This is a genomic window from Pseudomonas kermanshahensis, assembly GCF_014269205.2.
In the GTDB taxonomy this organism is placed as follows: domain Bacteria; phylum Pseudomonadota; class Gammaproteobacteria; order Pseudomonadales; family Pseudomonadaceae; genus Aquipseudomonas; species Aquipseudomonas kermanshahensis.
The window spans coordinates 3,972,302-3,997,074 of the sequence record NZ_JABWRY020000001.1 but is presented as its reverse complement, the minus strand read 5'-3'; the positions used below and the strand labels follow the sequence as shown (position 1 = coordinate 3,997,074).

General features: G+C 62.8%; 21 protein-coding genes and 1 pseudogene. 12 read left to right on the top strand and 10 right to left on the bottom strand.

The features are described from left to right. Positions 1-48: 48 nt before the first annotated feature. From HU764_RS18010 to HU764_RS17980, 7 genes are all read right to left on the bottom strand, one after another. Positions 49-393 carry a YggL family protein gene (locus tag HU764_RS18010; RefSeq protein WP_027596660.1) on the bottom strand — a complete coding sequence of 115 codons (345 nt, stop codon included), beginning with the start codon at positions 391-393 and terminating at the stop codon, positions 49-51. 12 nt (positions 394-405) lie between these two features. Further along, positions 406-4,068: a transporter substrate-binding domain-containing protein gene (locus HU764_RS18005; protein WP_186704089.1), complete on the bottom strand. Its 3,663-nt coding sequence runs from the start codon at positions 4,066-4,068 to the stop codon at positions 406-408. Between the two features lie 8 nt (positions 4,069-4,076). After that, positions 4,077-4,694, bottom strand: coding sequence for a response regulator transcription factor (locus HU764_RS18000; protein WP_186682365.1), 618 nt, complete (start codon positions 4,692-4,694; stop codon positions 4,077-4,079). A gap of 282 nt (positions 4,695-4,976) precedes the next feature. Continuing rightward, positions 4,977-6,308 (bottom strand): deoxyguanosinetriphosphate triphosphohydrolase, encoded by a 1,332-nt coding sequence (locus tag HU764_RS17995; RefSeq protein WP_027596658.1) that lies wholly within the window; start codon positions 6,306-6,308, stop codon positions 4,977-4,979. A gap of 199 nt (positions 6,309-6,507) precedes the next feature. Next, positions 6,508-6,837, bottom strand: coding sequence for a hypothetical protein (locus tag HU764_RS17990; RefSeq protein ID WP_085274197.1), 330 nt, complete (start codon positions 6,835-6,837; stop codon positions 6,508-6,510). Further along, positions 6,834-7,208 (bottom strand): phage holin family protein, encoded by a 375-nt coding sequence (locus tag HU764_RS17985; RefSeq protein WP_027596656.1) that lies wholly within the window; start codon positions 7,206-7,208, stop codon positions 6,834-6,836. Before HU764_RS17985 ends, HU764_RS17990 begins: the two co-directional genes overlap by 4 nt. 10 nt (positions 7,209-7,218) lie before the next feature. Beyond that, positions 7,219-7,530 (bottom strand): ElaB/YgaM/YqjD family protein, encoded by a 312-nt coding sequence (locus HU764_RS17980; RefSeq protein ID WP_027596655.1) that lies wholly within the window; start codon positions 7,528-7,530, stop codon positions 7,219-7,221. A gap of 313 nt (positions 7,531-7,843) precedes the next feature. On the opposite strand from HU764_RS17980, the gene HU764_RS17975 reads away from it, so the two are divergent. The 5 genes from HU764_RS17975 to HU764_RS17955 all read left to right on the top strand — a co-directional run bounded on the left by HU764_RS17975 (position 7,844) and on the right by HU764_RS17955 (position 11,221). Further along, on the top strand, positions 7,844-9,052 hold the full coding sequence (locus tag HU764_RS17975) for an ammonium transporter (RefSeq protein ID WP_027596654.1): 1,209 nt from the start codon (positions 7,844-7,846) through the stop codon (positions 9,050-9,052). A gap of 72 nt (positions 9,053-9,124) precedes the next feature. Beyond that, positions 9,125-9,364, top strand: a complete 240-nt coding sequence (locus HU764_RS17970) for a glutaredoxin family protein (RefSeq protein WP_099430055.1) — start codon at positions 9,125-9,127, stop codon at positions 9,362-9,364. A gap of 108 nt (positions 9,365-9,472) precedes the next feature. Continuing rightward, positions 9,473-9,904, top strand: coding sequence for a D-Ala-D-Ala carboxypeptidase family metallohydrolase (locus tag HU764_RS17965; RefSeq protein WP_186704090.1), 432 nt, complete (start codon positions 9,473-9,475; stop codon positions 9,902-9,904). Between the two features lie 72 nt (positions 9,905-9,976). Next, positions 9,977-10,285 carry a hypothetical protein gene (locus HU764_RS17960; RefSeq protein WP_027596652.1) on the top strand — a complete coding sequence of 103 codons (309 nt, stop codon included), beginning with the start codon at positions 9,977-9,979 and terminating at the stop codon, positions 10,283-10,285. 51 nt (positions 10,286-10,336) lie between these two features. After that, the gene (locus HU764_RS17955) at positions 10,337-11,221 is read left to right on the top strand and encodes a pseudouridine synthase (protein WP_186704091.1); all 885 of its coding nucleotides are present in this window, start codon (positions 10,337-10,339) and stop codon (positions 11,219-11,221) included. 135 nt (positions 11,222-11,356) lie between these two features. On the opposite strand, the gene HU764_RS17950 is transcribed toward HU764_RS17955, so the two are convergent. Both HU764_RS17950 and acnA read right to left on the bottom strand, forming a co-directional pair. After that, positions 11,357-12,922, bottom strand: a complete 1,566-nt coding sequence (locus HU764_RS17950; protein WP_027596650.1) for a methyl-accepting chemotaxis protein — start codon at positions 12,920-12,922, stop codon at positions 11,357-11,359. Between the two features lie 308 nt (positions 12,923-13,230). Next, entirely contained in the window at positions 13,231-15,975 is a 2,745-nt protein-coding gene (gene acnA / locus HU764_RS17945; RefSeq protein WP_186704092.1) for an aconitate hydratase AcnA, read from the bottom strand. 222 nt (positions 15,976-16,197) lie between these two features. Between acnA and rlmM the strand changes: the two genes are divergently transcribed. The 3 genes from rlmM to pdxB all read left to right on the top strand — a co-directional run bounded on the left by rlmM (position 16,198) and on the right by pdxB (position 18,782). Then, the gene (gene rlmM, locus HU764_RS17940) at positions 16,198-17,262 is read left to right on the top strand and encodes a 23S rRNA (cytidine(2498)-2'-O)-methyltransferase RlmM (protein ID WP_186704093.1); all 1,065 of its coding nucleotides are present in this window, start codon (positions 16,198-16,200) and stop codon (positions 17,260-17,262) included. A gap of 74 nt (positions 17,263-17,336) precedes the next feature. Then, complete coding sequence (gene tusA, locus HU764_RS17935) at positions 17,337-17,579, top strand: sulfurtransferase TusA (RefSeq protein ID WP_027596647.1); 243 nt, start codon at positions 17,337-17,339, stop codon at positions 17,577-17,579. Positions 17,580-17,639: 60 nt separating this feature from the next. After that, the gene (pdxB, locus tag HU764_RS17930) at positions 17,640-18,782 is read left to right on the top strand and encodes a 4-phosphoerythronate dehydrogenase PdxB (RefSeq protein ID WP_099430052.1); all 1,143 of its coding nucleotides are present in this window, start codon (positions 17,640-17,642) and stop codon (positions 18,780-18,782) included. Between the two features lie 53 nt (positions 18,783-18,835). On the opposite strand, the gene HU764_RS17925 is transcribed toward pdxB, so the two are convergent. Continuing rightward, positions 18,836-19,009 (bottom strand): PA1571 family protein, encoded by a 174-nt coding sequence (locus HU764_RS17925; protein ID WP_186682357.1) that lies wholly within the window; start codon positions 19,007-19,009, stop codon positions 18,836-18,838. A gap of 211 nt (positions 19,010-19,220) precedes the next feature. Here HU764_RS17925 and HU764_RS17920 point away from each other — a divergent pair, with 211 nt between their 5' ends. The 4 genes and pseudogenes from HU764_RS17920 (at position 19,221) to mqo (ending at position 24,742) form a co-directional block, all read left to right on the top strand. Next, positions 19,221-20,984, top strand: coding sequence for an ABC transporter transmembrane domain-containing protein (locus tag HU764_RS17920; RefSeq protein ID WP_186704094.1), 1,764 nt, complete (start codon positions 19,221-19,223; stop codon positions 20,982-20,984). Positions 20,985-21,076: 92 nt separating this feature from the next. Further along, a pseudogene (locus HU764_RS28155) lies at positions 21,077-21,862 on the top strand (methyl-accepting chemotaxis protein); the annotation flags it as partial. Positions 21,863-22,027: 165 nt separating this feature from the next. Further along, positions 22,028-22,795 carry a methyl-accepting chemotaxis protein gene (locus HU764_RS28150; RefSeq protein WP_420876205.1) on the top strand — a complete coding sequence of 256 codons (768 nt, stop codon included), beginning with the start codon at positions 22,028-22,030 and terminating at the stop codon, positions 22,793-22,795. A 378-nt stretch (positions 22,796-23,173) separates the two neighbouring features. Then, positions 23,174-24,742: a malate dehydrogenase (quinone) gene (gene mqo / locus HU764_RS17910; RefSeq protein WP_186704096.1), complete on the top strand. Its 1,569-nt coding sequence runs from the start codon at positions 23,174-23,176 to the stop codon at positions 24,740-24,742. Positions 24,743-24,773: the final 31 nt, after the last annotated feature.

Genomic DNA, 24,773 nt, shown 5'->3' with positions numbered 1-24,773 from the left:
CAAAGGGTGGCCTTTTCAGCGTTCAAGCCGCTGGGTACCGCGCAGGTATCACTCAGCCGCGTTGATCGGCTTGTCCGGATACCAGGCGTCGAGCAGTGGGCTGACTTCGATCTTGGTCAGTTCGCCACGGCCTTTGAGCCAGGCTTCGACGGCAGCGCGTTGTTCTTCGCTGACCGAACCGCGTTTGGCCGAGCACACCAGGCCGAAATCGTCACCGCCTACGTAGTCGAGGCCATTGGCGTCCATGGCTTCTTCCAGGAAGGCATCGAGGAATGCATCGATTGCCTGGTCATCCAGATCTTCCTTGAAGTCCAGGTTCAGCTCGAAGCCCAATTCCTGAAACTCGTCGACACACAGCTTTTTGCGCAGGCGACGGGAGCGGTTAGTGGCCATGAAACAATCCTCTTAGGTAATATCGCCGCGCAGTCTACCAGCTTCGGCGTTTGGCTGCCTTCCTGATTGACGTTCGTCGGTGCCTGCAAGCTCTCCCGCCAAGGCCATGTCCACCCGGCGCATGTGCCGCGCCAGCGCCTGACGCCTTAGCTGCCGTTGCGGGGTTGTTAAACCCATGTTTTCCAGCGCCTCGCACGCCGCCATCAGCGGCGTGGCTTCCAGCAGGCGCGCGGCACTGAGAATCTTGTGCGCCTGGTCGGCAACGGCGGTCGCGTCTTCGGGGGGCAGGTCCATCAAGATCATCAGGTCGGTGCGCAGGCTCTGGTGCAGCGCCGTGAGAAAACGCTCGCGGTCCTTTGGGTCCGGCCCGACGATCGCGCCCAGGCCATTCAGATCAAAGGGTTTGCGTCGCCACGGCTGCCGGCTCTGCGGCTTGAGGCCGGCCAGGCGCTGGCTGAGCGTACTCAGGCTGATGGGTTTGAGCAGGCAGTCATCCATGCCGGCATCCAGGCACTTGCGCATGACCTCGGGTTGCGCGTTGGCGGTATAGCCGAGGATGGTGCAGCGCGGTCGCCCGCGTTGCCGTTCTTCAGCGCGTATCGCACTGGCCAGCTGATAGCCGTTCATGTGTGGCATGTTGCAGTCGAGCACCAGCACATCGAAGGTGCCGGCACGCCAGCTGCTCAGGCCTTCGCGGCCATCTCTGGCGCACGTATGGCCAAGGCCCAGGTAGCTCAGCTGCTGGGCCATCAACTGCAGGTTGGCGGGGTGGTCGTCGATCACCAGCACATTCAAGCGTGGATCGGGCACGTCGACGTTCTCGATAACCGGCAGCCCGACCGACACGGCGCTGACGGTTTGCAAAGGCATCTTAAGACGAACCTGGGTGCCAACATCCTCCAGGCTTTTGATCGTCAAGGTGCCGCCCATCATGTCGCAGAGGGTTCGGCAGATGGCCAGCCCAAGCCCGGTCCCTGCGCGGGCACCCGGGCTGTGCGGGTTGGCCTGGATGAAGGGGTTGAACAGGCGCTGCAGGTCATCGGCGTGAATGCCGATGCCGCTGTCACGCACCTCCAGTTCGAGCATCGGGGAGGAGGGCGTGCCTTCGTCATGCAAACAGACGCAGATGCGCACCTGGCCATGCTCGGTAAACTTGATGGCGTTGTTGACCAGGTTGCACAGCACCTGCTTGAAGCGCAGCGGGTCGAGCAATGCATGGCAGCGGGCCGATGGCTCGATGATCACTTCCAGCGCCAGGCCTTTCTGCCGTGCCTGGCCATCGAAAATGCGCCCCACCGACTCGACCAGTGCCGCCAGGTCGACCGGTTCTGGCGCGAGTGACAGGTGCCCGGATTCGATGCGCACGATGTCGAGGATGTCACCAATCAACCCCAACAGGTCCTTGGCCGAGTGATGGGCCAGCTCCAGCGCTGAGCGGTCCACCCGCCCTTGGTCGGCGCGTTTGACGGCCAGCTCCAGCATGCCGATGACCGCGTTCATCGGGGTGCGAATTTCATGGCTGATGGTGGCCAGGAACGTGCTCTTGGCACGGTTGGCATCCTCGGCTTGCTGCTTGGCCTGGCGCAGCTCCAGCACCAGTTGGCGACGGTCACTGATATCGATCCAGCCGCCGATGATGCCTTGTACCTCGCCCAGCGAGTCACGGTACGGCAGTATCCAGTGGTAGATGGTCATTTCCCGGCCTTTGACCCGCAAGGGGCGATCGATGATCAGCGGGGTGCCTGCCGCCATGACCTGCAGGTAGTCAGCGTGGATCTGGCGGGTCTGCTCGCGGTCAGCGAACAGGCTTTCTTCCAGGTGCTTGCCCATGACTTCCTCGTTACAGGCCTGTACAGCCTCCAGGTAACTGTCGTTGCAGCTTTGCAGGCAGCCCTCACGGTCACGCACATACATGGGGTGGGGGGTGCCGTTGAGCAGCGCGCGCATGAACGCCAGCTGGTCGTTCAATGCCCGCTCGGCGCTTTGCCGCTGCCTGATCTGCAGGCGCAGGCGGGCATTCCAGATCAGTGCCAGCAGCAACAGAAGCGCCGTGCCCAGCAGCACTTGCCAGGCAAGCCGGCGAAATTTCTGCCAGGTGCTGTCGTCATGCAAGCTGTAGCCACGCCAGCGGTTATTGATCACCCCCAGTTCTTCCGGCGAAATGCTCAACAGTGCTTTGTCCAGAATCGAGACGAGCGTCGGCGACTGGTCGCTGGCTGCCATGGCGTAGCTGGCAGGCTCGCTGCCGACCGTGGTGCGTATGACCAGGTCGGGGTTGGCGGCCACGGCATGGTTGGCATCGATCAAGGTGGTGATCATGGCATCGACAGCGCCGCTTTTGAGCAAGGCGATGGAATAGAAGGTGCTCTCGGTTTCGATCCGGCCAATGCGCGGATAGCGCGTGGAGAGCATCAGGTCCATCGCGCTGTATCGGGTAATCGCGACCCGTCGGTCCTTCAGCTGTTCCAGGGTGGCGAATTGCCCCTTGTCAGCGAGGCTGACCAGTACATAGACGCTGTCCAGGTAGGGGCGGCTGATTTGCAGGGTCTGCTTGGCTACGCCATCCGTGGTGAGCGCCGCAATCACATCCGCCCGGCCGTCCTTGAGTCGGGCGATCATGTCGGCGATACCGCTGGCACGCTGCACCTCGAAGCGCAGGCCGGTGCGCAGGCGGATGAGCTCCAGCAGGTCGGCAGTGATGCCCCTGAAATAGCCCGAACTGTCGAAGAAGGACACCGGGGCTGCCGTGTCGTCGATCGCCACGCGCATGACGGGGTGGCGTTGCAGCCAGAATTCTTCAGTCTCCGTCAACTGCAGCTTGCGGTCGGTCAACAGCAGGTCGCTGCCTGCACTCCAGCGTTTGAAGATGCTGGTGCGCAAGGTGGCCGGCTGGCTGTCGAGTATGGCGTTCACCAGCTCCATCAGCAGGGTGTCCTGCTGGCGCACGGCAAAGCTGAAACCGATGGCTTCGTGCTTGCTGAAATTGGCAATGCGCAGGCCAGGCAGGTGGCCGCGGTTGAGTTGATAGTGGGTGGAGATGGTGTCGCCGATGAACACGTCGGCCTGGCCAAATGCCACGGCATTCAAGGCTTGGGAAGACGAGCCGAACGCCAGCAGATGGGCTTTCGGGTAGGCGCTGCCAACCTCCTGCCTTGGCAGGTAGTGGTAGAGCATGCCCAGGCGCATGTCTTCCAGGCCCATGTCCAGTGCGCGGCCTTCATTTTCACGGGTAACCAGCACTGGCTGGTCAACGGCATAAGGGTGCGAAAGTGCCAAGCCGTCCGTGGTTGCCTCATAGCCATTGGCACTGCCGAGCAGGTCGATGTCGCCGCGTTTGAGTGCATCGACGGCAGCCTGCCGGTTTGAAAAGCGCAGCACGCGTACCGGCAACTGCAAGGCAAGGCCGATCAGGTTGGCATATTCGGCGGTGAGACCTTGATAGTCACGCCCGCCACTGGTGATGTCGAAAGGCGGGTAGTCGGGTGCTGAAGTGCCCAGCACCAGCTCGTGACGGCTTTCGAGCCACTGGTGTTGTTGGGGCGTGAGCGAAAGCGGAGCTGGTTTTGCCGGTGAGCGTGCCAGCAGCGCGTAGGCAGACGCGCTGTGGTGGTTGGCCTGGGCCCCAGCGCTGAACAGCACCAGGGCGAGTAACAGCCGGGCGAGAAGGCGCGCCATGAAAACCCTCAGACCAGCGCGTTGCGTTTGGCCATTTCGATCAGGTCCACCAAGGTGTCGACCTGGAGTTTGTGCATCAGGCGCTTCTTATAGGTGCTGACCGTCTTGTTGCTAAGGAACATGCCCTTGGCGATTTCCTTGTTGCTTCGGCCTTGAGCGAAAAGTTGCAACACCATCAATTCACGGTCATTGACTTGTCGGAAAAGTTGCAGGTCGTCATTGACCGTCTGATTGTGTTTGATGGCCTGGCTGGGGAAATAGTTATACCCGGCCAGCACGGCTTTGATTGCGCTGAGCAGTTCGCTCAGGTCTTCCTGTTTGCACACATAGCCTGCAGCGCCCGAGTGCATGCAGCGCACGGCAAACAGCGCCGGAGACTGGGCGGTCAATACCAGCACCTTCAGAGGCAGGGACATGGCCTGGAACCGGGAAAGTACCTCCAGCCCGTCTAGCTTGGGGATGCTGATGTCGAGGATGACCAGGTCGGGTGTGGTCTCGCGAATCATCTGCATGGCATCCACGCCATTGTCCGATTCGCCGACGATCTTGTAGTTCTGATTCTCCAGCAACATACGGACGGCCAGACGGATAACGGGATGGTCGTCGACTATAAATACGGAATGCATGTTCAACTTCCCTGCGGGCGAGTGAGGGTGACGGCTGGCACCTTATCCCAGTTGGAAGTCATCGGGCATGCGAGGAAGGGCTATTAGCCCTATATGGGAAATGGCTTACAAGATAAAACAAATCTGGCTACGCAATGAGCGCATGAAACTCGATGTCAAACCTTGTTTAGTAACTTTTCGTTGATTGTTAGTCGTGGTGTTTATCAGCGATGGGCATAGGTAGGAAGTTTCCTAGGTAGACAGGTGCAGCGAGCGCCTGAGCACAGGCTGCACCTGCCTGGCTCAGGTCGGGCTGGAGCGCCCGGTCATTTCGCGGGCCATTTCGCTGGCATAGCTGTCGGTCATCCCGGCGATGAAGTCGATCATGCGCAGGAACGCGCTGTGCAATGAGGCGTGTGGGTCCGGTGCATTGTTGCCAATCAGGTCGAGTACTCGGCGGCTCTTGAACGAGGGTGTGCGGCCACCGTGCTGTTCGAGGGCCGCGCCGCAGAAGGTGTTGAGGAGGATCTCGAGTGTGGTGTAGGCGCCGATCTCGTGCAGGGTCTTGCGTTTATCCTGGAAGATCTTGTTGCGCGCCATGTCCTTGGCTTGCAGCACGCAGTGCTTGGCCGGGCCGTGCATGTGCTCGACCAAGTCACCGCTCAGGTGCCCGCCAAGCAGTGCCGTTTGCTGCTCGACGAAGGCGCGGGCGGCGGCGTTGGTCAGGTGTTCGATGGCCTTGCCGCGCAAGATCGCCAGCTTGCGTCGGCGCGAGTCGCGCGGGCCGAGTTGGCGATAGGTCTCCGGCAGATCGTCGCCCACCAGGTCGAGCAGCAGCGCCTCGACTTCCGCATACTGCAGCAATTCCATTTCCACGCCGTCTTCCAGGTCGATCAGCGCGTAGCAGATGTCATCTGCGGCCTCCATCAGGTAGACCAGAGGGTGGCGTGCCCAGCGCTGGTCCTCCAATTGTGGCAGGCCCAGTTTGCGGGCGATCTGTTCGAGCAGTGGCAGTTCGCTCTGGTAGCTGCCGAACTTGTGTTTCTTGTAGCCTAGGGCGTCGGCATGACGGGCGCTCCAGGGGTACTTCAAGTAAGTACCCAGGGTGGCGTAGGTCAGCCGGGTGCCGCCGTCGAACTGGTGATACTCCAGTTGGGTGAGGACACGAAAGCCTTGGGCGTTGCCTTCGAAGTTGAGGAAATCGGCACGTTCGTCGTCGCTCATGTCGTCCAGCCAGCCACGCCCCGCTGCCTGCTGGAACCAGTGGCGGATGGCGTCTTCGCCGGAATGGCCGAACGGTGGGTTGCCAATGTCGTGGGCCAGGCAGGCCGATTGCACGATCATCCCCAGGTCACTGGGCTCGCACCAGTCAGGCAGGCTGTCACGCAAGGTTTCGCCCACCCGCATGCCGAGCGAGCGGCCGACGCAGCTGACTTCCAGTGAATGAGTCAGGCGCGTGTGGATATGGTCGTTGCTGGAGACGGGGTGTACTTGGGTCTTGCGTCCAAGCCGGCGGAAGGCGCCGGAGAAGATGATCCGGTCGTGGTCCTTGTGGAAGGGGCTGCGCCCGAGTTCTTCGGGGCTGTACAGGGCTTTGCCCAGGCGTTCGCGGGTCAGCAGGGTATGCCAGTCCAAGGCTCGATCTCCTGTCGTTCGATGGGCATAGCTTCCTGTGTCGAGAGGCACCATGCAAGCTGAAGGTTGACGCGGTTTTTTGCAGGAGCAGCCTTGTGCTGCGAAGAGGCCGGTGTGGGCAAAGCAGATATCTGCAGCCTACACCGGCCTCTTCGCAGCACAAGGCTGCCCCTACACGGGGCGCGTTGAGGGCTAAATGTCAGGGTCGCCGGCCATTTTGCAGGTACAGGCGGATCAGCGGCAGCAAGCTGCTGCTTAGGCGCACCAGCCGGGTGAGGTTGCCGCTGCGCACGCCCTTGCCGGTCAAAAAGCCCAAGGCGACCACGGCGCCAATGCCCCACAGCGGGGCGTGTTTGATGCCAAGCCCCCCGTGCAGCGAACTGCCCATGCCGCGTATGCGCTGCAGGGGTTCGAGCAGTTGCCCCGACTCGTGGCGGATTTCCTGGCGGTGCATCTCCATGCGCAGGCGCAGCAGCGCTTTGCGCAGTTCGCGTGGGTTACGGGTGTTGGGGAGTTCAGGCAGGCTCATGGCAACAGGCGCTCCCGGTCCTTGGCGAGTTCTTCGAGGGTCGCGCCGAAAGGCGATGACTCGTCGAACACTGCCGCTTTCAAACGCAACCCGCAGTACAGCGCGGCTAATCCATAGAACACGCACAGGCCGATGATGCCCGCCAGGCGATAACTGTCCCACAGCAGCACCAACAGCAACCCTGACAGCGCTGTCAGCAAGAGCAGGGCGAACACCAGTGCCAAGCCTGCGAACAGCAACAAGCTCAAGGTGCGGCCTTTCTGTTCCTGCAGCTCAATCCCGAACAGTTCGATGTGGCTGTGCAGCAGCCCGAGCATGGCCGCGCCCAGGCGCTTGCCGGAAGCGCTGGTGCCGATGGCGTCATTCTCCATGGGTGACCTCTCAGCGCCTGGCCAGCAAGCCGATCAACAGACCGACGCCTGCGGCGATACCGATGGCCTGCCAGGGGTTCTCCTGTACGTACTGCTCGGCGCTGCCGAGGGCCGCCTGGCCACGGTCGCGCACCGATTCCTGGGTCAATTGCAGGGTTTCGCGGGCCTGGGTCAGGCGGTCGTGGATCTGCTCGCGCAATTCATCCGCTTGGTCGCCGGCCAGGTTGGCCGTGTCGGCAAGCAGCTTCTCGGTATCGCGGACCAGGGCCTGGAAGTCAGCCATCAATATCTCTTGCGCAGTCTTTGCCGATTTGCTGGCCATGGGGTCTCTCCCTGTCAATGTGTGATGGTAGTTCGAGTGATAGCACGCGCGGAAGGTTCAAGTGCCTGTGCTGGTATGGGCTTTGCTAGGTCTTTGCCACGTTGCGGGGCGCCACCGGCGGGCATTGCGCCGATTCAGGGCACCCTGCGTGACGTGTACCGTTAAACCTTAACCCAATCCACGACAAACCCAAGAAAAAACCACGCAGGCCTCGCCCATGTCATCCAATAGGGCAGGGGGCTGGCACCGATTCGGTGCAGGGATGCAGGTTCTTGAACTGTCCTGGTGCCATTTCAGCAGGTCTGCCTATTTCATGGAACACATGCACAGCGCGATGGACTCTCTGGTCCACGGTTCGAATACCCTGTTCATCCTCATGGGCGCCATTCTGGTGCTGGCCATGCATGCTGGCTTCGCTTTTCTCGAAGTGGGTACCGTGCGGCACAAGAACCAGGTGAATGCTTTGTCGAAGATTCTCAGCGACTTTGCCATCTCGGCGTTGGTGTACTTCTTCATCGGCTACTGGATCGCCTATGGCGTGAACTTCTTCCAGCCGGCGACGGCACTGGCAGCCGACCATGGCTATGCGCTGGTCAAATGCTTCTTTCTGTTGACGTTCGCGGCGGCCATCCCGGCGATCATCTCTGGAGGGATTGCCGAGCGGGCGCGTTTTGTCCCGCAGCTGTGTGCCACGGCGTTGATCGTGGCGTTTGTCTACCCGTTCTTCGAAGGCGTGGTGTGGAACGGCAACCTGGGTGTGCAGGCTTGGCTGCAGGCACGCTTTGGCGCGCCGTTCCATGACTTTGCTGGTTCCGTCGTGGTGCATGCCATGGGCGGCTGGCTGGCACTGGCCGCTGTCGTGCTGCTGGGCGCCCGGCGCGGGCGGTACCGCGATGGGCGCCTGGTGGCCTTCGCACCGTCGAGCATTCCGTTCCTGGCGCTGGGGTCGTGGATCCTGATCATTGGCTGGTTCGGCTTCAATGTCATGAGCGCCCAGACCTTACAGGGGGTCAGCGGCCTGGTGGCGATCAACTCGTTACTGGCCATGGTCGGGGGCACCTTGGCGGCGCTGCTGGCCGGGCGTAATGACCCAGGGTTCTTGCATAACGGGCCGCTGGCCGGGCTGGTGGCGATTTGTGCTGGCTCCGACCTGATGCACCCGATTGGCGCGCTGGCCACCGGCCTGGTGGCCGGGGTGCTGTTCGTCTGGAGTTTTACCGCGGCGCAGAACCGCTGGAAAATCGACGACGTGCTGGGCGTGTGGCCGTTGCACGGCCTGTGTGGCGTGTGGGGTGGCATTGCCTGCGGCGTGTTCGGCCAGGCGGCGCTGGGTGGCATGGGTGGCGTGAGCCTGGTCAGCCAATTACTGGGCAGCTTGATGGGTGTGCTGGTGGCATTGCTGGGGGGCTTTACCATCTACGGTGCAATCCGCGCAGTGCACGGCTTGCGCTTGAGCCACGAGCAGGAGTTCCAGGGCGCGGACCTGTCGCTGCACCGCATCGGTGCAACCAGTCAGGATTGAGCGAGGTCAGGTGCGCGCAGGGCGGTACAGACCTAGAATAGGCTTTTCCAAAGCCAAACCGAGACCCGCCCCATGCTGCCTGAATGCCAACTGTTCGGCACCCTCGGCTGCCACCTGTGCGAAGTGGCCGAGGCCGTGCTGATGCCTTTCGTCGACCATGGCCTGTTGGTGGAACTGGTCGACATTGCCGATAACGAGGCCATGTTCGAACGCTACGGCCTGATCATTCCCGTGCTGCGGCGGTGTGACACCGGCGCTGAGCTGCACTGGCCGTTCGATGCCGAGCAAGTGGTGACGTTTCTCGCGCCGTGAAGGCATCAGGGGAATGATTGCCTCACGCCATGGTTGAGACTGCAGGTCGATGATCAGGTGCCGGCGCACTGCTGCCGGTGTCCTTACACTGTCATCGAGAATTCAACCATGTTCATTACCCCTCATTTCACCCTGGATGAGATGACCGTTTCACAAATTGCCGCAAGGGAAGGGCTCGACAACACCCCAACGCCCGAGGCACTGGCCAATTTGCAGGTGCTGTGTGGCGCGCTTGAAAGGATACGCGCGCTGTTCGGCACACCGGTTATCGTCAGCAGCGGTTACCGCAGCAGTGCACTCAACCGGCGTATCGGCGGTTCACCGACCAGTCAGCATGTGCTGGGGCTGGCGGCCGACTTCACAGTGATTAAAGTCAGCCCGCGGGATGCGGTACGCAAGATCTGCGACAGCGACGTGCCTTTCGACCAGTTGATCCTGGAGTTTGACCGGTGGGTGCATCTGTCCGTGGTCAATGGCACCCCACGGCGCCAAGTGCTGACCATTCGTAAGGGCACGGGGTACCTGCCGGGGCTGCAATGAGCCGAGGGTGAATTGACGACGACGAGGGCAAGTCCGTATGCTGTATATAAATACAGTATCCGAGGTAAAGCTATGCTCAACGTCGAGCAACTCAAGTACAGCGTCAACCGCATGCCTGTCGAGCGGGTGTGCGACGCCGTTCTGGAACTGCGCCTCGAGGGCCTGGTGACCGATGACCGTACACCGTTCGGCAAGGTCCACTTCAACACCTGTTTTGCCGAAATCGAGGCCTTGTTCCAGCGTGCCGGCTACCACCGTGGGCTGGATGTGGTGGGTTATCAGGGGTTGTTGTATGCCTTGTATGACCCCGGCCGCTGGGAGGCGGTGCAGGTGCTGCGCTGGTTGAAGGAGCGCAGCGAGGCGCGGGATCAGGCTGGTTGAGGTGGCGGGCTTGGGGGATAATGCGCGGCCTTGTACCTTTCGAGCGCTGCCATGACCCCGCCTTTCGACCCCGCCCGCCAGCAAGCCAGCACGGTGTGCCTGCCCCCCGGCAACTGGGCGACGGTGCTCGATTGCCTGTGTGACCATTTCAAGGCCATTGATCGTGCGCAGTGGCTTGACCGCTTTGCCCGTGGCCGGGTGCTGGATGCCCAGGGGCAGGCCATCCCTGCCGAACTGGCTTACCGACGTGGCATGCGCTTGCATTATTTTCGCGAGGTGCCGAACGAGCGGCCTATCCCTGTGCAGGAGGCCGTCCTGCACGTGGATGAGCATTTGGTGGTCGCTGATAAACCGCATTTTCTGCCGGTTACCCCCACCGGTGAATACGTCGAGCAGACCCTGTTGCGCCGGCTGATCCGGCGCCTGGACAATCCGCACCTGGTGCCATTGCACCGCATCGACCGGCATACCGCAGGGCTGGTCCTGTTCTCTGCCAATCCGCAGACTCGCAGTGCGTATCAGCGCTTGTTCCCCGAGCGACGGATCGATAAGCGCTACCAGGCCATCGCCGCAGCCATGCCGCAGCATGAGTTCCCGCTAGTGCATAAAAGCCGTCTGGTGCATGGCGAGCCGTTTTTTCGCATGCATGAGGTCGAGGGCGCGGACAACAGCGAAACCTTTGCCCAAGTGCTGGAAACGCAGGGCGATCTGTGGCGTTACGGTTTGTCGCCTGTAACCGGCAAGACCCATCAGTTGCGTGTACACATGGCGGCGTTGGGGGCGGCGATCTGCAACGACCCGTTCTACCCCGAACTGCTCCAGGTCGAAGACGATTACCAAAAGCCGTTGAAGCTGCTGGCGCAGAGCTTGCGTTTTGATGACCCGTTGACGGGGGAAGAGCGCTACTTTGAGACCCGGTTGCGCCTGGACTGGTAACGCCCCAATCTGCCATCCGCGGTCTCTGTAGGAGCAGCCTTGCGCTGCGAAGAGGCCGGTACAGGCAGGGCAGGTATCTGCAGCCCACACCGGCCTCTTCGCAGCACAAGGCTGCTCTTACAAAAGCGCAGCGTCTCAGCGGTTGAAGCGCTCCACCAGCGAGTACTGGCTCCCCGCCGTGCTGGTCAGCTCTTCGCTGAGCTGTGCCGAGTGCTGGGCCTGTTCGGCGGTCTGGTCGGCCAGGGTGGCGATGGTGCTGATGTTGCGGCTGATCTCGTCGGCCACAGCGGTCTGCTCTTCGGTAGCGGCGGCGATCTGGGTCGCCATGTCGGTGATGTTGGCCACCGCTTCGCTGATCCCGACCAAAGCCTCATCGGCCTGCATCACCCGGTCGACCCCTTCCTGCGCCTGGCGATGGCCGGTTTCCATGGTCAGCACCGCATTGCTGGCGGTCTGCTGCAGCTTGGCGATCAGGTTGTGGATCTGCCCGGTGGACTCGGCGGTGCGCTGGGCCAACTGGCGTACTTCATCGGCCACGACGGCAAAGCCACGGCCCATCTCACCGGCGCGGGCCGCTTCGATGGCAGCGTTCAGTGCCAGCAAGTTGGTCTGGTCGGCGATGCCTTTGATCACATCGACCACACCGCCGATTTCGTCACTGTCCTTGGCCAATTGCGTCACCGTCTGGCCAGTTTCACCCACGGCGGCCGACAAGCGCTCGATGGCTTCGCGGGTCTCACCGGCAATCTGCCGGCCCTGGCTGGTCAGGCGATTGGCTTCCTGGGTGGCGTCGGCGGTGCGCTGTACGTGGTTGGCCACTTCCTGGGTGGTGGCGGCCATTTGGTTGACGGCGGCTGCCACTTGTTCGGTTTCCACGCGTTGGCGCTCCAGCCCGGATGAGCTCTGGTGGGCCAGGGCGTCGGATTGCCGTGCCTGTTCGCTGAGGTGTTCGGCACTGTCCTGCAGCCGCGTCAGGCAGGTCTTCATGCGTGCATCCTGGCTGAGCATGGCCATTTCCAGGCGGGCCTGAACCCCACGGCTGTCGGTATACATCTGCGCGATCAGCGGGTCGGAGGTGGTTTGCTCGGCCAGCCGTAGCAGGCGCTTGAGGCCACGCTGTTGCCAGGTCAGCCCGAGCAGGCCGAGTGGTACCGACAGGGCGGCGGCCAGGCCAAAGCCCCAGGAGTGGCCCAGCCAGTTGCCGATCAGGAAGCCCACCTGGCTGACCAGGATGAACGGCAGCCAGTCCTGCAGAATCGGCAGCCACTGATCGCGACGTGGCACCGCCGACTTGCCCTGGTTGAGGCGCTGGTAAAGCGCTTCGGCACGGCGGATCTGTTCGGCGGTGGGCTTGACCCGCACCGACTCGAAGCCGACCACCTGGTTGTTGTCGAAAACCGGCGTGACATAAGCGTTGACCCAGTAGTGGTCACCGTTTTTGCAGCGGTTCTTGACGATGCCCATCCACGGCTGGCCTTGCTTGAGGGTCTGCCACATGTGGGCAAACACCGCGGCCGGCACGTCAGGGTGACGCACCAGGTTGTGCGGCGCGCCGGTCAGCTCCTCGCGGGTAAAGCCACTGATGTCGATGAACGCGTCATTGCAGTAGCTGATCACGCCCTTGGCGTTGGTGGTGGAGATCAACCGCTGCTGGGCAGGGAAAGTCCGTTCTCTCTGGGTAATCGGCTGGTTGTTACGCATGGGTGGGTAATCCGCAAGAATCCGCAAGGCTTTGGTGAGGTATCGGCAAGCCACTGGTTTTATTGAATGGATATTTAATCTGCTTGATTTGTGGCAATGAGCCATCTTCTGATTTGCGCTAGGGAGCGGCTGATTTCGATGAAGATAGCGGCATTATTGCTAATTTATGACGAGCGGGTCGGATGATGACTTAGTGGGCGGCAAAGAGCCAGCATCCTAGTGGTGCGTGATTGGGGAGGCGGTGTATTGTGTACGCCATTAGAGCGTTGTCGCTTGTGAGATCGAGCGCCGCAGAACCACCGTCATACCTACCCCTCAGCGATCAGCTGACGTAACACGTAATGCAAGATCCCCCCGGCCTTGAAGTACTCGACCTCATTCAAGGTATCGATCCGGCACAGCACGTCGATCTGCTCCTGTTGCCCGTCCTCACGAGTGATGCGCAGTTTCAGGCTCATGCCCGGTCGAATGTGCACGTCGTTCAGGCCCAGCACATCGATCTTCTCTTTTCCGGTCAACGCCAGTTGCTTACGATCGTGCCCGGTGTTGAACTGCAACGGCAGCACGCCCATGCCCACCAGGTTTGAACGGTGGATACGCTCGAAGCTTTCCGCCAGCACTGCTTTGACCCCCAGCAGGTTGGTCCCTTTGGCGGCCCAGTCGCGGCTGGAGCCGGTGCCGTATTCCTGGCCGGCGATCACCACCAGCGGCGTGCCTTCTGCCTGATAGCGCATGGCGGCATCGTAGATCGACAGTTTTTCACCCGTGGGCACGTACAAGGTGTTGCCGCCTTCCTCGCCCGAGAGCATCTCGTTGCGGATACGGATGTTGGCAAACGTGCCGCGCATCATCACCTCATGGTTACCCCGCCGCGAACCGTAGGAGTTGAAGTCCCGTGGCTCCACACCCTTGTCGCGCAGGTAGCGCCCGGCAGGGCTGTCGGCCTTGATGTTGCCGGCCGGGGAGATGTGGTCGGTGGTGACCGAGTCGCCCAGCAGGGCCAGGATGCGTGCCCCTTGGATGTCCTTGATCGCTGGCGGCGGCCCGCCGATGCCGTCGAAGAACGGCGGGTGCTGGATGTAGGTGGACGCGTCCTGCCAGACGTAGGTGGCCGCTTGCGGCACCTCGATGGCCTGCCACTGTGCATCGCCCTCGAAGACTTCGGCGTACTCCTTGTGGAACATCGCGGTGTCGACCTTGGCCACGGCGGCGGCGATTTCCTGTTGGCTGGGCCAGATGTCGCGCAGGTACACCGGCTTGCCGTCCTTGCCGGTACCCAGTGAATCGCGGGTAAGGTCCACGCGCACGCTACCGGCCAGGGCATAGGCCACCACCAGCGGCGGCGACGCCAACCAGTTGGTCTTGACCAGCGGGTGCACGCGGCCCTCGAAGTTACGGTTACCCGAGAGCACCGAGGCCACGGTCAGGTCGGCGCTGCCAATGGCTTTCTCGATCGCCTCATCCAGTGGGCCGGAGTTGCCGATGCAAGTGGTGCAGCCATAGCCCACCAGGTCAAAGCCCAACTCATTCAGGTACGGCGTCAGCCCGGCTGCCTCGAAGTAGTCGGTGACCACCTTGGAGCCAGGGGCCAGCGAGCTCTTGACCCAAGGTTTGCGCTGCAGGCCTTTTTCCAGGGCCTTTTTCGCCACCAGCCCGGCGGCCATCATCACGCTTGGGTTGGAGGTGTTGGTGCACGAGGTGATCGCGGCGATCACCACCGCGCCATCACGCAGGGTGTGGGTCTGGCCAGCGTGGCTGTAGTCGATTTCGCCCGCCTGGTCGGCGTTGCCCACCGCCACACCGCCGCCGCCTTCACTTTCCAGGCGGCCGACTTCCTTGGCCAGCGGCTTGGGCTGCAGTTCGATGAAGTGGTTGAACGCTTGGCTGACCTGGCCCAGGGCGACGCGGTCCTGAGGGCGCTTGGGCCCGGCCAGGCTGGCCTCGACCTCGTCCATGTCCAGCGCCAGCGTGTCGCTGAACAGCGGTTCCTGGCCTGGCAGGCGCCACAGGCCTTGTGCTTTGCAATACTGCTCGACCAGTTGCACCGTTGCCTTCGGGCGGCCAGAAAGCCGCAGGTAGTCGAGGGTCACCTCGTCGACCGGGAAGAAGCCGCAGGTGGCACCATACTCGGGGGCCATGTTGGCGATGGTGGCGCGGTCGGCCAGGGGCAGGTCGGCCAGGCCGTCGCCGTAGAATTCGACGAACTTGCCCACCACGCCCTTCTTGCGCAGCATTTGTGTCACGGTCAGCACCAGGTCGGTGGCGGTGATGCCTTCACGCAGCTTGCCGGTGAGTTTGAAGCCGATCACTTCCGGGATCAGCATCGACACCGGCTGGCCGAGCATGGCCGCCTCGGCCTCGATGCCGCCAACACCCCAGCCCAGCACGCCCAGGCCGTTGATCATGGTGGTGTGCGAATCGGTGCCGACCAGGGTGTCTGGGAAGGCGTAGGTGCGGCCGTCTTCGTCGCGGGTCCAGACGGTGCGGCCCAGGTATTCCAGGTTGACCTGGTGGCAGATGCCGGTGCCCGGCGGCACGACGCGGAAGTTGTCGAAGGCGTTCTGGCCCCAGCGCAAAAAGGCGTAGCGTTCGCCATTGCGCTGCATCTCGATGTCGACGTTCTGGGTGAAGGCCTCGGGGGTGGCGTAGCGGTCGACCATCACCGAGTGGTCGATCACCAGGTCGACCGGCGACAGCGGGTTGATCCGCTGCGGGTCGCCACCGGCCTTGGCCATGGCGGCACGCATGGCCGCCAGGTCGACCACGGCGGGCACGCCGGTGAAGTCCTGCATCAGCACCCTGGCCGGCCGGTACTGGATTTCCCGGTCGGAGCGGCGCGCCTCCAGCCATTGGGCGATGGCGCGCAGGTCATCGCCGGTGACGGTCTTGCCGTCCTCCCAGCGCAGCAGGTTTTCCAGCAACACTTTCAGCGACATGGGCAGGCGTTGCAGGTCGCCCAGCTGGCGGGCGGCCTCGGTAAGGCTGTAATAGTGATACGTAAGGTCATCGACCTTGAGGGTTTTGAGCGTGTTCAGGCTATCGAGCGAGGGCATTGCCAACTCCTTCTGCGCCGGTGCCCGGCAAATCGGGTGTTTGCCGGTGTCACCGCTCTGTTTCGATCCGCACGGTACGGACCTGGCTGAATGGTCAGGTTAGACCGGTTTGGCTTGGCTGACCCTTTTCTGGACCGGCGGGACGTGTCGCAGGTTCCGAACTTCCTTTATTATCGCCGCCCTGCCGGCGCCTGTTGCGCGCCCGCCGTAGTGGAGTGAGAGATGAGTACCCTGTTCATGCATTGCCGGCCCGGTTTCGAGGGCGAGGTCTGCGCCGAAATCAGCGAACACGCTGCCCGCCTGGGGGTTGCCGGCTATGCCAAAGGCAAACCGCAGAGCGCCAGCGCCGAGTTTGTCTGCACCGAGGCCAACGGCGCCGAGCGACTGATGGGGGAACTGCGCTTCGCTGAGCTGATTTTCCCACGTCAGTGGGCCCGTGGCGGTTATGTCGAATTGCCAGAGAGCGACCGCATCAGCGTGTTGCTGGAGCACCTGGCCGACCTGCCTGTCTTCGGCAGCCTGTGGCTGGAGGTGCTCGACAGCAACGACGGCAAGGAACTGTCGACGTTCTGCCGCAAATTCGAAGTGCCCCTGCGCAAGGCCCTGGAAAAGGCCGGCCGCCTGGTCGAAGACGCCAGCCGCCCGCGGCTGTTGCTGACCTTCATCACTGGCCGGCGCGTGTTTGTTGGCCTGGCAACAGGCAACAACAGCGCCCTCTGGCCGATGGGCATCCCGCGCCTGAAGTTTCCCCGTGAGGCGCCCAGCCGTTCAACCCTGAAGCTGGAAGAGGCCTGGCATCAGTTCATCCCCCGCGAGCAGTGGGAGCAGCGCCTGGGCGACGACATGACCGGCGTCGATCTCGGCGCCTCGCCGGGTGGCTGGACCTACCAGTTGGTGCGCCGCGGCATGCTGGTCACCGCCATCGACAACGGCCCGATGGCCGAAAGCCTGATGGACACCGGGCTGGTCCAGCACCTGATGGCAGATGGGTTTACCTGGCAGCCGAAACAGCCGGTGGACTGGATGGTTTGCGACATTGTCGAGAAGCCGGCGCGGACCACTTCGCTGATCGAGACCTGGCTGGGGGAAGGCCTGTGCCGCGAGGCGGTGGTCAACCTCAAGCTGCCGATGAAGCAGCGTTACGCCGAAGTGCGGCGCCTGCTCGACCGCATGGAAGCCACGTTCAAGGCGCGCAAGATCCGGGTTTCGATCGCCTGCAAGCAGCTGTATCACGACCGTGAGGAAGTGACCTGCCACCTGCGCAGGCTGGACCTGAAGCCGCGTTGAGTGCAGGTGCGGCGCGTGGCCCTTGGTCCGCGCCGCACGATGCGCGACAATGACGATCATTTTTGGAGCCACCCATGACTGACTTCACCCCCGACGCCGTCCTCGATGCCACCGGCCTGAACTGCCCGGAGCCTGTGATGATGCTGCACCAGCACGTCCGGGACCTGGCTGCTGGTGGCCTGCTCAAGGTCATCGCCACCGACCCGTCGACCCGCCGCGATATCCCCAAGTTCTGCAACTTCCTCGGCCACGAGCTGCTGCAGCAGCAAGAGGATGCGGGCACCTTCCTGTACTGGATCCGCAAGAAAGCCGACTGACCCGCTCTGGAACACGCCGCGCGTAGCGCCTACACTGCGTTCCCCTGACAGGAGAGCGCCATGCTGATAGTTGCCGACGAGAACATTCCGCTGCTCGATGCCTTCTTTGAAGGTTTCGGCGAGATCCGCCGCTATCCGGGCAGAAGCCTCGATGCCGCCAGCGTCAAGGACGCCGACGTACTGCTGGTGCGTTCGGTGACCAAGGTCGACCGCCAACTGCTCGAAGGCAGCCGGGTGCGTTTTGTCGGCACTTGCACCATCGGCACCGACCACCTCGACCTGGACTACTTTGCCGAAGCGGGTATCCACTGGAGCAGCGCGCCGGGCTGTAATGCCCGCGGTGTAGTGGACTACGTGCTGGGCAGCCTGCTGACCCTGGCCGAGCTGGACGGTGTGGCGCTGCCCGCGCGCACGTATGGCGTAGTGGGCGCAGGGGAGGTCGGTGGCCGCCTGGTGCGTGTACTGCATGGCCTGGGCTGGAAGGTGCTGGTGTGCGACCCGCTGCGTCAGGCCGCCGAAGGGGGCGATTACGTCAGCCTCGAGACGGTGCTGGAACAGTGCGATGTCATCAGCCTGCACACCCCCTTGCAGCGCGGCGGCGAGCACCCTACCTGGCACCTGCTGGGCCAGGCGCAACTGGCGCAGCTGCGCCCCGGCGCGTGGCTGATCAACGCCAGCCGTGGCCCGGTGGTAAACAACGCGGCCTTGCGTGAGCTGCTGCTGGACCGTGAAGACGTGCACGCCGTGCTCGATGTGTGGGAAGGCGAACCGCAGGTCGACCTGCAACTGGCCGACCTGTGCACGCTGGCGTCGCCGCACATCGCCGGCTACAGCCTCGATGGCCGGCAGCGTGGCACGGCGCAGATCTATCAGGCGCTGTGCCGCTTCCTCGGCCAAGCTGAGCGCGTGAACCTGGCCGACCTGCTGCCCAAGCCGCCGCTGGCGCAGATCGAGCTCGATGCCAGTACCGACCCGGCCTGGGCCTTGGCCACCCTGTGCCGCGCCGTGTACGACCCGCGCCGTGACGACGCGGACTTCCGCCGCAGCTTGAGCGACGACCCGGCCGAGCAGCGCGCGGCCTTCGATCAGTTGCGCAAGCAGTATCCGCCGCGACGTGAGGTCGAAGGGTTGGCGGTGCGGATTCGTGGCGAGTCGCCGCAACTGGCGCAGTTGGTCAGTGCGTTGGGTGGGGTGTTGGTCTGAGTGACGGGCAATAAAAACCCGGCGCACGCGCCGGGTTGTAATGAATTCGCCGATCAGCCCTTCTGGGCTTTTCCGACCCGGCTTTGTTCCAGTTTCTCGCAGGCTTTCTGGATCATCTGCTCGGTGATCGGAACCTCGCGCCCGTGGGCGTCGATGATCGAACCGCACGCCTGAGGTTGCGGGGTGTTCTGCGGTTTTGCGGTGTCGCTGCCATGTTGCAAGCTCATATCGGTCTCCTCATCAGGTTCAAACTCAGGGTAACCCTGTGCGATGACTGGCCAGTGACAGCCCCTTGGGCGTCACGGCAGAAACAGTCCAACAGAAACGGCGCTAAAGCTCCAGAGGCTGTTTAGATCGAAAAGCTATAGCCACCCTCGGGCGCTCCTCCCGTGCCGATGAGTGGTAGTCTGCTGCATCCTCGCCGTTTTGGTTGCCGCCATGCCCGAATCCGTTTCTGCAGGTCAACGTCGCGCTTTGCGCCTGAGTTGGCAATTCGTTCGCCCGTACCGCCGGCAGATGCTGCTGGCGTTGCTGGCCTTGGTGGTCACCGCTGCTATCACGCTGTCGATGGGGCAGGGCATTCGCCTGCTGGTGGACCAGGGTTTCATGACCCGTTCCGCGCACCAGCTCAACCAGACCATAGGCCTGTTCCTGCTGCTGGTGCTGGCACTGGCGGTAGGGACGTTCAGCCGCTTCTACCTGGTCTCGTGGATCGGCGAGCGCTGTGTGGCTGATATTCGCCGCGCGGTGTTCGATCATTTGGTCGGCCTGCACCCAGGCTTTTTCGAGGACAACCGCAGCTCCGAGATCCAGTCGCGGCTGACGGCCGACACCACGTTGCTGCAGTCAGTGATCGGCTCTTCGCTGTCGATGTTCCTGCGCAATGCCTTGATGGTGATCGGGGGTGTGGTGCTGCTGTTTATCACCAACCCCAAGCTGACCAGCATCGTGGTCGTAGCCTTGCCACTGGTGCTAGCACCGATCCTGTTGTTTGGCCGTCGTGTGCGCAGCCTGTCGCGGCAGAGCCAGGATCGCGTGGCAGATGTCGGCAGCTACGTGGCCGAGACCCTTGGGCAGATCAAGACCGTCCAGGCCTACAACCACCAACCGCTCGATCGCGAGCTGTTCGCGGGCACTGTCGAGGCGGCCTTCAACGTGGCCAGGCAGCGTATTGCCCAGCGCGCCTGGCTGATCACCCTGGTCATCGTGCTGGTACTGGGCGCTGTGGGCGTCATGCTCTGGGTGGGCGGCATGGACGTGATCGCCGGGCGTATTTCGGCAGGCGAACTGGCCGCCTTCGTGTTCTATAGCCTGATCGTCGGCAGCGCCTTCGGCACCCTCAGCGAGGTGATTGGCGAGCTGCAGCGTGCCGCAGGTGCGGCCGAGCGCATTGCCGAGCTGTTGGCGGCGCGCAGTGCGATTCTGCCGCCCCACGCAGCGGCCTCGCTGCCGCACGGCCGTGTGACTGGTCATATCGAGTTACAGCAGGTGCACTTTGCCTACCCGTCACGGCCCACAGTGGCTGCCATCGACGGCCTGAGCCTGACAATCGAGCCGGGGCAGACCGTGGCGCTGGTCGGGCCTTCGGGCGCTGGCAAATCCACCCTGTTCGACCTGCTGCTGCGGTTTTACGACCCTCAGCAGGGGCGCATCCTGCTCGACGGGCAGGCAATTACCCAACTCGACCCCGCCGAGCTGCGCCGGCAGTTCGCCTTGGTGGCGCAGAACCCTTCGTTGTTTCGTGGCACGGTAGAGGCCAACATTCGCTATGGCCGGCCAGAAGCAACGCTGGCGGAAGTCGAAGCAGCGGCCCGTGGTGCGCACGCCGACGGCTTTATCCAGCAGTTGCCGCAGGGTTACCAGACACAACTGGGGGAGGGCGGTATTGGCCTTTCTGGCGGGCAGCGGCAGCGCTTGGCAATTGCTCGTGCGTTGCTGGTAGATGCGCCGATCCTGTTGTTGGACGAGGCCACCAGCGCCCTCGACGCGCAAAGCGAACACCTGATCCAGCAAGCCCTTCCCAGCCTCATGGCCGGTCGCACCACGCTGGTAATCGCCCACCGCCTGGCCACGGTGCAGCACGCTGATCGCATCGCGGTGATCGACAAGGGGCGCGTGGTGGCAGTTGGCACACATCGCCAGCTGATCGAAGAAAGCCCGCTGTATGCCCGGCTGGCCTCGCTGCAGTTCACCACAGGCTAGCCTGTCTTGGTTATGTAACATTTCTGTAGGAATTGCCTGACACTATTGGCTTCAACTGTTGCGCAAGTGCTCAAGCTGGCTGCTATCGAACGATGGCAGCCTTTTTTTTGCACGCCAGCCTACGAGGACATGGAGTGTCTTTCCCAGCGCTGCCGTTGTGCGCTGTTCCTTCCCTACTGGTCTTGAGATCCGCGATGTTGCGTAAATCCCTCAGAGTGCAAATTCTCGCCCTGCTTGGCGGCAGCCTGGCAGCCATGCTGCTGATCGCCTTGGTGTGTTTCCAGTTTTTGTCTTCCAGCGTGCGCGGCTATGCCGAGTTGGTCGATGGCCCGCTGCGCGCTTCGCAATTGATCGATGAAGCCAACCTGCAGTTCAAGATCCAGGTGCAGGAATGGAAGAACGTGCTGTTACGCGGTCGCCAGCCCGCCGAGCTGGACAAGTATTGGCAGCAGTTTCAGGCCCGCGAGCAGCAGGTTCAGCAGTTGCTGGGGCAATTGATCGACAGCAGTGACACTAGGCTCAAAGCCCCCTTGCAGCAGCTGCGAGATAGCCATCGGCAATTGGGCCAGGCCTATGCGCAGGGCCGCCAGGCGTTTATCGCTGCAGGGGGCGACCCGGTAGCAGGCGACCTGGCGGTCAAGGGCGTGGACCGTGCCGCCAGCGAACAGATGAGCGAGCTGGTCGAACAACTGCGCGGCGATGCCCGTGAACGGGCTGCGGTCATCAATGCCAGCGCCGAGCGCACCGTGTGGCTGGGACTGCTGGTGATGCTGGCGTCGGCGGTACTGGTTGGCCTGTTCAGCCTGTGGCTGATCAACCGCAGCCTGATCGAACCGATCCGCCAGTTGATCGACTATGTCGCGCAATTGAGCCAGGGCCGCTTCGGCGCCCGCGTCGACAGCCGCCGCGAGGATGAGCTGGGGCGTTTGGCTCGGGCGGCCAATACCCTGCGTGACTTCTTGGCCGAGACCGTCGGCCGGCTGCAGGACAACGCCCAAGAGCTGGAAGGCGCCAGTGGCCAGTTGCGCAGCATCGCCGCCGACATGGCGCGCGGCACGCATGACCAGTTCCAGCGCACCGACCAAGTGGCGACGGCCATGCATGAGATGTCCGCCACTGCCCAGGAAGTGGCCCGCCACGCCGTCGACGCCGCCCGCGCTGCCGATGATGCCGACCACAGTGCACAGGCTGGTGAGCAGGTGATGCAGCAGACCATCGACATCATTGGCGTGGTCAACCGCGAAATCGCCGGCACGGCGGCGGTGATTCGCGACCTGGAACATGACAGTACGCGGATCGGCAAGGTGCTCGAAGTCATCCGTGGCATTGCCGAGCAGACCAACCTGCTGGCGCTCAACGCGGCCATCGAAGCAGCCCGCGCGGGCGAGGCCGGACGAGGCTTTGCGGTGGTGGCGGACGAGGTGCGCAGTTTGGCCCAGCGCACGGCCGCGTCGATTGCCGAGATCAACCAGATCATCGAGGCGGTGCAGTCGGGTGCGGTGGAGGCGGTCAAAGCCATCGAAAGTGGCCAGCAGCGCAGCGAAGAGGGGGCCGAGCAGGTCCAGCAGGCCGGGCAGATGTTGCAGCGCATCACCTTGGCGGTGGAGGCCATCCGCGACATGAACCGGCAGATCGCCACGGCGGCGGAGGAGCAGACCAGTGTGGCCGAGGATATTTCGCGCAACCTGATCGAGATCACCCGCATCGCCACCACTAACCAAGAAGCGGTGCAGCAGACCGAACAGGCTGGGCAGCGTTTGCATGGGTTGTCGGGGCAGTTGGGCGAAGTGACGTCGCGGCTGACGGCCTGACCTGCTGTTCAGGGCCGCTGCGCGGCCCATCGCCGGCAAGCCGGCTCCCACAGGGATGGCGCAAGTCTCAAGCAATCCAGTGCCGGTGTGGGAGCCGGCTTGCCGGCGATGGGGCGCGCAGCGGCCCCGGGGAAATCCGCCATCAACGTAGCGAACCTGGCGTAAGTGTGGCGGATTGTCGCCATGCGACCCGCTGTCTCACCCCTTAGCCATTGGTCTAAGACAGGTTGGCACATTCCCTGCTTAAGCGCGCCCGGGCCACGGCCCGAGGCGATCGTGCCCCGATCCCGCGAAACACCCAGCTAAAAAACAACAACATCCGGGCGTGCATGCCGGGGCCAACGACTGCCAATCCTTCACATCAATTGGATTGAGCTAATGAAAAAAATACTGCTGACGCTCCTTTGCCTGAGCGTCATCGGCTGCTCCAAACCCGCGGAGCCGGAAAAGACCGTCGACGTCCTGCTGATTGGCGGCGGCATCATGAGTGCAAGCCTGGGCACTTACCTCACGGAGCTTGAGCCGAACTGGAAGGTCGACGTCTACGAGCGCCTGGACCAGGTCGCCGAAGAAAGCTCCAACGCCTGGAACAACGCCGGCACCGGCCACTCCGCGTTTTGCGAGCTGAACTACACCAGTGTCGGTAAGGATGGCAGCATCGACATCAGCAAGGCCGTGGGGGTCAACGAGCAGTTCGAGGTGTCCAAGCAGTTCTGGGCCTACCAGGTCGAGCAAGGCGTGCTGAGCAACCCGAAGTCGTTCATCAACAACGTGCCGCACATGAGCTTCGTCTGGGGTGACGACAACATTGCCTTCCTCCACAAACGCGTCGCTGCCCTGCAGCACAGCTCGCTGTTCCGTGGCATGGAAATCAGCGAAGACCACGAGCAGATCCGCCACTGGGCACCGCTGGTGATGGAAGGCCGCGACCCTGCGCAGAAGGTCGCCGCCACGCGCATGGCAATCGGCACCGACGTGAATTTCGGCGAGATCACCCGTCAACTGTTCGCGTCGATGACCCGCAACCCCAACGTCACCCTGAACCTCAGCCACGAAGTGCGTGACATCGTGCGCAACGACGATGGCACCTGGCGTGTGGTGGTGGCCGACCTGGCCAAGGGCGGTCACGAGGTGGCGGTCAATGCCCGGTTCGTGTTCATCGGTGCCGGGGGCGGTGCGCTCAAGCTGCTGCAAAAATCGGGCATCCCCGAGGCCGAAGGCTATGCCGGCTTCCCGGTGGGCGGTCAATTCCTCATGACGGATAACCCGGACGTGGTTGCACGCCATCAGGCCAAGTTGTATGGCAAAGCCTCGGTCGGCGCACCGCCGATGTCGGTCCCGCACCTGGACACCCGGATGATCGACGGCAAGCAAGTGTTGCTGTTCGGGCCGTTCGCGACCTTCTCCACCAAGTACCTCAAGCAGGGCTCGCTGCTGGACATGTTCGCTTCGCTGAACAGCCATAACGTGCTGCCGATGGTCAACGCCGGCATCGACAACATCGACCTGAGCACTTACCTGATGGGGCAGTTGATGCTCAGCTTCGATGACCGCATGAATGCGTTGCGCGAGTACTTCCCCAATGCCAAGAACGCAGACTGGAAGCTGCTGCAGGCCGGTCAACGCGTGCAGGTAATCAAGAAGGACCCCGTGCTCGGTGGCGTGCTGCAGTTTGGTACTGAAGTGGTCGCCGCCCAGGATGGCAGCATTGCTGCACTGCTGGGGGCTTCTCCGGGCGCCTCGACCGCCGCGCCAATCATGCTGACCGTGCTGGAGAAGACCTTCAAGGACCGCCTCAAGACCCCTGAATGGCAGGCCAAGCTGAAGCAGATCGTGCCCAGCTATGGGCAAAAGCTGAACAACGACCTGGCGCTGACCAACCAGACCCGAGCGTGGAGCAGCGAGCGCCTGCAACTGCTGTATGTGCCGGTACAAGCCGAGCAATAACTAGCGTTGCAGGTCACTGACTGTAATCGAT

Bases quoted from the DNA above. Each gene is read 5' to 3' on its own strand.
- HU764_RS18010 (WP_027596660.1), bottom strand. From the start codon at position 393: ATGGCCACTAACCGCTCCCGTCGCCTGCGCAAAAAGCTGTGTGTCGAC.
- HU764_RS18005 (WP_186704089.1), bottom strand. From the start codon at position 4,068: ATGGCGCGCCTTCTCGCCCGGCTGTTACTCGCCCTGGTGCTGTTCAGC.
- HU764_RS18000 (WP_186682365.1), bottom strand. From the start codon at position 4,694: ATGCATTCCGTATTTATAGTCGACGACCATCCCGTTATCCGTCTGGCC.
- HU764_RS17990 (WP_085274197.1), bottom strand. From the start codon at position 6,837: ATGAGCCTGCCTGAACTCCCCAACACCCGTAACCCACGCGAACTGCGC.
- HU764_RS17985 (WP_027596656.1), bottom strand. From the start codon at position 7,208: ATGGAGAATGACGCCATCGGCACCAGCGCTTCCGGCAAGCGCCTGGGC.
- HU764_RS17980 (WP_027596655.1), bottom strand. From the start codon at position 7,530: ATGGCCAGCAAATCGGCAAAGACTGCGCAAGAGATATTGATGGCTGAC.
- HU764_RS17975 (WP_027596654.1), top strand. From the start codon at position 7,844: ATGGAACACATGCACAGCGCGATGGACTCTCTGGTCCACGGTTCGAAT.
- HU764_RS17970 (WP_099430055.1), top strand. From the start codon at position 9,125: ATGCTGCCTGAATGCCAACTGTTCGGCACCCTCGGCTGCCACCTGTGC.
- HU764_RS17965 (WP_186704090.1), top strand. From the start codon at position 9,473: ATGTTCATTACCCCTCATTTCACCCTGGATGAGATGACCGTTTCACAA.
- HU764_RS17960 (WP_027596652.1), top strand. From the start codon at position 9,977: ATGCTCAACGTCGAGCAACTCAAGTACAGCGTCAACCGCATGCCTGTC.
- HU764_RS17955 (WP_186704091.1), top strand. From the start codon at position 10,337: ATGACCCCGCCTTTCGACCCCGCCCGCCAGCAAGCCAGCACGGTGTGC.
- HU764_RS17950 (WP_027596650.1), bottom strand. From the start codon at position 12,922: ATGCGTAACAACCAGCCGATTACCCAGAGAGAACGGACTTTCCCTGCC.
- acnA (WP_186704092.1), bottom strand. From the start codon at position 15,975: ATGCCCTCGCTCGATAGCCTGAACACGCTCAAAACCCTCAAGGTCGAT.
- rlmM (WP_186704093.1), top strand. From the start codon at position 16,198: ATGAGTACCCTGTTCATGCATTGCCGGCCCGGTTTCGAGGGCGAGGTC.
- tusA (WP_027596647.1), top strand. From the start codon at position 17,337: ATGACTGACTTCACCCCCGACGCCGTCCTCGATGCCACCGGCCTGAAC.
- pdxB (WP_099430052.1), top strand. From the start codon at position 17,640: ATGCTGATAGTTGCCGACGAGAACATTCCGCTGCTCGATGCCTTCTTT.
- HU764_RS17925 (WP_186682357.1), bottom strand. From the start codon at position 19,009: ATGAGCTTGCAACATGGCAGCGACACCGCAAAACCGCAGAACACCCCG.
- HU764_RS17920 (WP_186704094.1), top strand. From the start codon at position 19,221: ATGCCCGAATCCGTTTCTGCAGGTCAACGTCGCGCTTTGCGCCTGAGT.
- HU764_RS28150 (WP_420876205.1), top strand. From the start codon at position 22,028: ATGGCGCGCGGCACGCATGACCAGTTCCAGCGCACCGACCAAGTGGCG.
- mqo (WP_186704096.1), top strand. From the start codon at position 23,174: ATGAAAAAAATACTGCTGACGCTCCTTTGCCTGAGCGTCATCGGCTGC.